Source organism: Streptomyces bullii (assembly GCF_042657145.1).
GTDB classification, from domain to species: domain Bacteria; phylum Actinomycetota; class Actinomycetes; order Streptomycetales; family Streptomycetaceae; genus Streptomyces; species Streptomyces bullii.
Genome location: NZ_JBHSNY010000001.1, coordinates 240,617 through 246,864, shown reverse-complemented (window position 1 = coordinate 246,864; position 6,248 = coordinate 240,617). Strand labels below are relative to the sequence as shown.

The 6,248-nt window shown below is 61.5% G+C and carries 7 protein-coding genes; 3 read left to right on the top strand and 4 right to left on the bottom strand.

From position 1 onward, the window contains the following. Nucleotides 1-7 precede the first annotated feature (7 nt). From dbpB (ACFPZJ_RS01220) to ACFPZJ_RS01205, 4 genes are read right to left on the bottom strand one after another with little or no spacing between them, the layout of a single operon-like run. Nucleotides 8-1,102, bottom strand: a complete 1,095-nt coding sequence (gene dbpB / locus ACFPZJ_RS01220) for a DGQHR domain-containing protein DpdB (RefSeq protein ID WP_381015902.1) — start codon at nucleotides 1,100-1,102, stop codon at nucleotides 8-10. Between the two features lie 48 nt (nucleotides 1,103-1,150). Next, nucleotides 1,151-2,407: a tRNA-guanine transglycosylase DpdA gene (gene dpdA / locus ACFPZJ_RS01215; protein WP_215166564.1), complete on the bottom strand. Its 1,257-nt coding sequence runs from the start codon at nucleotides 2,405-2,407 to the stop codon at nucleotides 1,151-1,153. After that, complete coding sequence (gene dbpB / locus ACFPZJ_RS01210) at nucleotides 2,404-3,546, bottom strand: DGQHR domain-containing protein DpdB (RefSeq protein WP_215166563.1); 1,143 nt, start codon at nucleotides 3,544-3,546, stop codon at nucleotides 2,404-2,406. The genes dpdA and dbpB (ACFPZJ_RS01210) overlap by 4 nt, the downstream gene beginning before the upstream one ends. Then, entirely contained in the window at nucleotides 3,543-4,430 is an 888-nt protein-coding gene (locus ACFPZJ_RS01205; RefSeq protein WP_381015901.1) for a hypothetical protein, read from the bottom strand. Before ACFPZJ_RS01205 ends, dbpB (ACFPZJ_RS01210) begins: the two co-directional genes overlap by 4 nt. 110 nt (nucleotides 4,431-4,540) lie before the next feature. On the opposite strand from ACFPZJ_RS01205, the gene queC reads away from it, so the two are divergent. Genes queC through queD form a run of 3 tightly spaced genes read left to right on the top strand, consistent with a single transcriptional unit; the run spans nucleotide 4,541 to nucleotide 6,245 of the window. Then, entirely contained in the window at nucleotides 4,541-5,251 is a 711-nt protein-coding gene (queC, locus tag ACFPZJ_RS01200) for a 7-cyano-7-deazaguanine synthase QueC (RefSeq protein ID WP_381015899.1), read from the top strand. Nucleotides 5,252-5,253: 2 nt separating this feature from the next. After that, nucleotides 5,254-5,889, top strand: a complete 636-nt coding sequence (gene queE, locus ACFPZJ_RS01195) for a 7-carboxy-7-deazaguanine synthase (protein ID WP_215166560.1) — start codon at nucleotides 5,254-5,256, stop codon at nucleotides 5,887-5,889. Further along, a complete protein-coding gene (gene queD / locus ACFPZJ_RS01190; RefSeq protein ID WP_381015896.1) occupies nucleotides 5,889-6,245 on the top strand; it encodes a 6-carboxytetrahydropterin synthase QueD in 357 nt (118 codons plus the stop codon). The genes queE and queD overlap by 1 nt, the downstream gene beginning before the upstream one ends. Nucleotides 6,246-6,248: the final 3 nt, after the last annotated feature.

Below are 6,248 nucleotides of genomic sequence, written 5' to 3'. Positions count from 1 at the left end.
TCGGGTACTACTTCGTGACCAGAGCCTGAAGGTGGCTGCTGAGCAGACGTACGTGGCTCATGGTGTTCTGGAGGCTGTTCCAGCCGTACTCCTGGCCATCCGAGAACTTCCAGGTGCCGGAGGTCCAGGCCACGTGGTCCTCCAGGGCTCGGAGGGTGCGCCGAACCTTGTCCCATTTAACCTTTTCGACCGGGGTGCCCGAAGTCAGCCGGTCCATGACGAAGCCCATGGCCTGGATGCCGACACCGTGGGTCAGCCTCGACTCCTTGGGAGGCTTCCCCCACGCGTCCTCGAAGATGTCTGCCACTGGCGTCCAGAAGGCCGTCAGGTGAGCCAGCATCCGCTCTTCGTCGCCCGTACCGTCGGTGGCGTTGCGGTACTGGTACAAGGCGCCTTCGTAGATGCTGTACTCCAGCATCTTCAGGACGCTGTTGTCCTTGATGTTGCCATTCGGCGACGTAGGACTGCTGATCCTGCCGCCAAAGGGTCCGTCGCTCATGTTCAGGAGGACCATGAGCCGGGCGGCGAGTTGGCGTCGCGCGTACGAACGCGGCAACTGGCCGGTGGTCTCGGGCAGTAGTTCGTACACAAGCCCCTTGGGGAGCGGCTTGGTCGAGTTGACCAGGATGAACTGCGACCGCTGCTCCTCCTGTGACGCGATGAAGCCGACGGCTGCGACTGGGAACTCTGCGAGGTCGGCGTCCCTGATGGCGGCACTGCGCTGCTGCCCGTCCACCAGCCAGGCCGGCTTCTGGTCGTCAGCAAGTGACTCATCGACTGGGATGACCAGCTCGCCGGGGACGGAGTACTTCACGTCGCTACTGCGGACGGCCGGTTCGAACGTCACCCGCTCGTCGAAGGCCAGCACCACAGCGTTGGGAAGCATCGCTCCCTCTGACTCGAGGTAGCGGCGGATCGAGCGGATGTGGCTGAGGACCTCGGGCCGCTGGTATCCCTGCAACTGCTTCTGGCCGTCACGGCGGATACGCGATACGGAGGCGAAGTCGTGCAGTTTCTTGCCGTCGACAGCGAAGCAGTAGATCTCCTTGCTGCCTTGGAGCACCTTGAGCGCGGGAACCTTCAACACGTAGCGGTCGGCCACATCATCTCCTGTTTGAGTTACTTTGAGTGCTATGCGCGATCTGGGCGATTATGTGAGCGGCAGCTTGCGCATCTTGGCTTCGAGTACCGTCATGTTATGGAATCCGCGGCGCTTGTTTCGCTCCGTTCCACGGAAAATAACCATCTCGATCTTGTGCTGCCTGCACAGATCGCATGGGCAGCGCCGCCAGGGACGGTCAGTGAGGGTGGCCTCGTACTTCTCGACCTTCTTCAGCTTCTTCTCGTCGCCAAGAAGGGACTGGTACGCGCGCAGCGCATCCATGACTTCCTGAACTTCGACGCCGTCGTCTGCGTCGTAGCGGCGAAGCAACTTGAGGCATTCTCGTTCAGCCTTGATGGCCTCGGATTGCGAAACCACCCCCGCCAGAATCAGTCGCTTGAGTGCGAGATTTCCATCGACCTGGGGAACTCTGATCGCCATGTATGAGCGGTCGGCTGTGTGATAGTTGTTCCGCTCGTCCATGAAGGCTTGACGGAACGCCGATGTGCTGTCGAAGCTGGTGACATGGAATTTGACGAACCGTTCCATGCTATCGACGCGAGTGATTCCGAGCAGATGAAATTCAACGCCGTCCTGGCGAACGTCAGAGATTCGCTCGAGGCATGCAATGATTTCCGGCGTCTTCAGGGGGACCATGCCACCTAGCGCGATCCTCTTGTATCCCATCTCTTGAAGCCTGGAGACACTGTCCGCGTAGCTGTCCGGGCTCCATCCCTGAGCCGCACCCACTGGCTCAAGTCTCTTCTTCCCCTCCGGCATCAGCTTGTTGCGGCTCTTGACAGCCTTGATGAACTTTTCCGCCAGATCAAGTGAAATCTCGCGACGCTTAACCCATGCCGGATCGGCGTCCTCCTCGGGAAGGTCGGGCTTGTAACCAAAGATCACGTGGTCAATGCTGATTCCCGAGTCGAATCCGCATTTATAGTAGAAGTCGAGGACTTCATCAATGCTGTACGGCGGGTACTCTTGGTCAATGTAGTTGAATGCCCCGCAGTCGCCGAGGCTTCTCATCGTGTCGGGCAGCCCAAAGAAGTGGCTCACTCCGTCTCGGTAGAGTCGGTCCCGCTGTCCAGTAGTGTACTTTCCGGCGTATTTTCCGGCGCCATTTACCGTTCCGTCTACGATGGCCTTGCTGACCAGTATCCCGTCGTACGGTGCCGGGCTCACCGCTTGATGGGCGTACAGATCATCCCTCTGTCGGACCCGATGATACGGGTATTCATCGTTGATGAAATCGTACCCAGGGCTGATTTGGTCCTGACTGTCTGGGAAATAGAACTTCACGACGCGCTCATCCTCGACTGAAGGTAGATCCGGATCAAGACGTTTGACAGAGTGCTGATATGGCGGGGTGTATTTTGCAAGTCGTTCCAAGGGATGTTGAGTTCTGGCCAGCGCCCCTTGGTCCAGTGACAGTGAGGCTTGACCAGTTCCAGTTCTGCCATGGCCTTGTCGTAGGCGTCTTTCGACCCGACTTCTGCACTCAACAGCACACGGTCCATTATCCGGTCCATGAGGCGCCCCATTGACCTAATTCCGACGCCATGCATGAGGCGACTCTTTGCCGGCGAGAGCCCCCAAGCCTCTGGGAAGGTGTCCCTGACGGCAGTCCAGTAGACGACAAGAATATCTCTCATCGCTGCGGTGTCGGTGGTGCCGTTAGAAAGGTTCTTGTATGGGAAGAGCACCCCGGAAGGAGCGAGTGACTCTTCGATCGCGGAGATGAGGCTGTTGTCCTTGACGACGGCTTCTGACTTTCTATCGCCGGTCGTCGAAGCCTGCTTGATGAGCCCTCTAAACGGTGAGTCGCTGTCCTGGTTCAGCGCATTGACAAGGGTGGACGGAAGTTTCCGAGCGGACAGCCTGGTGGGGAGCTTGGTGTTGACCTCAGGCAGGAGTTCTGCCACCAGGTTGGTGGGAAGCGGCGACACGGTATTGACCCGGAGGAACTGGTCGCGTTGGACCTCGAGGTCTTCAGCGACGAACCCCGCAACGGTGACGGGAAGCTTCGACTTTTTCGTGCGTGCAAGAGCGAGGCTTCGCTGTTGCCCATCCACGATCAGAGCGGGGCGGGGTGCTTCGTCGGAGGCCGGCAGCGGAATCTCGATAGTCCCGATTGTTGCCAGCCCGTCTGTGCTATTGGGCCCTCGGCTTCCCTTGAAGCGGACCGAGGAGGGGAGAGCGAGGATGAGACCGTTAGGGAACAGGACGTCCTCGCCGTCCAGGTAATCAAGAATCTGCTTGACGTGCTGCTTCTTCTCAGGGCGCTGGTAGCCGAGCAGCTTGCCCGCCTCGTCACGGGAGATTCGGGCGACGTCAGCCACACGATCTACCTCTCCGGCTTCGAGGGCGAAGAGGTAGAGGGGGATGCTGGGGTTCTGCTCGATGCGCAGGGCTCTGCGCCGGATGAGGTTCTCTGTCACTGCTTCCCCATGGTCTTGATGTACAGGGTGGCGAACCGGCTCTGTTCACAGGCCTGACCCCCGTCTCGAAGCAGACGAAGGAGTCGCGTCCGCGAGATGCCGGGATGGGACGAGGTCTGCTTTCGGATGAAGGCGATCACCTGCTCGTCGGTCATCGGTCGGCGGTTGTGTTGCTCAGGCCTCGACTCAGTAGCGGCCCACTTGTTCCAGGAGTCGCTGGTGGCCGTTGAGGTGAGTTGACCGTCCTGGCAGTGCTGGAGCCACGACGCGGCCATGCGTACATTCAGGCTCGTCAGTGTTCCGCCCAAGCTGCGCCTCAACCCTGCATCGGCGGGGACTCTTTGGATGCCGGCGACTTCCACTCCGCCGAAGAGGAGTGCCTCGCTGGCGACGTCGGCCAGGGCGTGGAGTTCCGCTTCCATGGCTTTTGCGTAGGTTTCGGAGAGGACCAAGAGGATAGGGCTGGCTTTGCCGAGTTCCTGCAGCGTTGCCCGGCCGGTTCCTTCTTGGAGTTGACTCCACCACAGGGCGCCGTCTTCTGCGGTGGTGGCTACCGAGTCGGCATGTCGGGTGCTGAAGGTTGCCGCGTAGGAGGGGGCGGAGGCAGATACCGGCTGAAGGCCGAGGCCGGCGGAGGCCACCCAGAGGTCGGCCTTGAATCCGGCCTGAGCAGTCGCTTCGGTGAGCCGACGCGCCTGGGTCCAATGGTCGCCGCGGTAGAGCTCGGCGAGCGAGTGGGTGTGAGCGGCACTGTTAATGCGCTCGCTCCAGAGCGTGGCGCGCTCCTTCACGGGTCCTGCGGGAAGCTGCCTCGCCTGCAGTTCGGTCTCCGGCACAGCCGCCTTGCGGTCCGTGCATGTGACGACCAGCGTTAGTTGCTTCATGCAGCCCCTACTCCCCGACGAGTATAACTAGAAGTTTGTTGCCGTTACTCTACCTGCCAGTTTTCACGCTAGTGTTCAGCCGTACACGTGAGATCTAACTAGGAGCAGGCATGGCGGAGCGTCCCGCGATCGTTCTACTGAGTGGCGGGCTGGACTCGACGACTGTCCTGGCGATCGCCAAGGACCAGGGCTACACGCCGTACGCGCTGAGCTTCCGCTACGGCCAGCGGCACAGTGTGGAGCTTGAGGCCGCGAAGCGCGTGGCCGCGGCCCAGGGGGCTGCGCGTCACGTGATCGCGGACATCGACCTGCGAGTTTTCGGTGGCTCGGCCCTCACGTCGGACATCGAGGTTCCGAAGCACGAGTCCCTGGATGTCGCTGACGACAAGGGCATCGACAGCAGCGTGCCCGTCACCTACGTTCCGGCACGCAACACGATCTTCCTGTCCTTCGCGCTGGCCTTCGCGGAGACGGTCGGGGCGAGTGACATCTTCACGGGCGTGACGGCGGTCGACTACAGCGGCTACCCGGACTGCCGGCCTGAGTACATGGAGGCGTACGAGCAGATGGCGAACCTGGCCACTCGCGCCGGGGTCGAGGGCACGCAGAAGCTCAAGCTGCACTCCCCGCTCATCTCCATGTCGAAGGCCGACATCGTCCGTGAAGGCCTGCGCCTTGGCGTGGACTACTCCCTGACGTCCTCGTGCTACGACCCGGACGAGCAGGGGTGGGCCTGCGGGCACTGCGAGACCTGTCTGCTCCGTCTCAAGGGTTTCGCCGAGGCTGGCGTCACCGACCCTGTGCAGTACCAGGGCGCGTGAGAATGACCTACCTGGTCAAGGAGATCTTCTACACCCTGCAAGGCGAAGGGAGCCACGCGGGCCGTCCGGCCGTCTTCTGCCGCTTCTCCCGGTGCAACCTGTGGACGGGCCTGGAGAAGGATCGCCACCGTGCGATCTGCCAGTTCTGCGACACAGATTTCGTCGGAACCGACGGAGAAGGTGGCGGTAAGTTTCGGAGCCCGGACGACCTCGCTCAGGCAGTCGAGAACGCTTGGCCGTTGTCCTCCAGAGAGCACCGCTTCGTGGTGTGCACGGGCGGCGAGCCGCTCCTGCAACTCGACGGAGCAGCGATCGACGCGCTGCATGCCCGCGGCTTCGAGGTGGCAGTCGAGACGAACGGCACCCGTGTACCGCCCAAGGGCATCGACTGGATCTGCGTCAGCCCCAAGATCGGCTCCGAGGTGGTCGTCACCCGCGGGGACGAACTGAAGTTGGTGTACCCCCAGTTGGGTGGAGACCCTCGCCAGTTCGAGCACCTGGATTTTCGGCACTTCAGGCTCCAGCCCATGGACGGCCCGGACGCCGAAGCCAACACCAGGGCGACCGTTGAGTACTGCATGAAGAACCCGCGCTGGACCCTCTCTCTCCAGACGCACAAGTATCTGGGAATTCAGTAATGGAAATCTTTCGCGAGTTCACCTTCGAAGCTGCACATCGCCTGCCCAACGTGCCCGAGGGTCACAAGTGCGCCCGTCTGCACGGTCACTCCTATAAGGTCATTGTCCACGTCGAGGCTCCGGTCGACCCTGGGACCGGCTGGGTCATGGACTTCGGCGACCTCAAGAAGGCCTTCAAGCCTCTCGAAGCACGGCTCGACCACTACTACCTCAACGACATCGAGGGCCTGGAGAACCCGACTAGCGAGGTCCTCGCTCGCTGGATCTGGGAGCGGCTGCAGCCGACCCTGCCTGCACTCTCGGCCCTCACCGTCCGCGAGACGTGCACGTCTGGCTGCACCTATCGGGGCGAGTGAGCG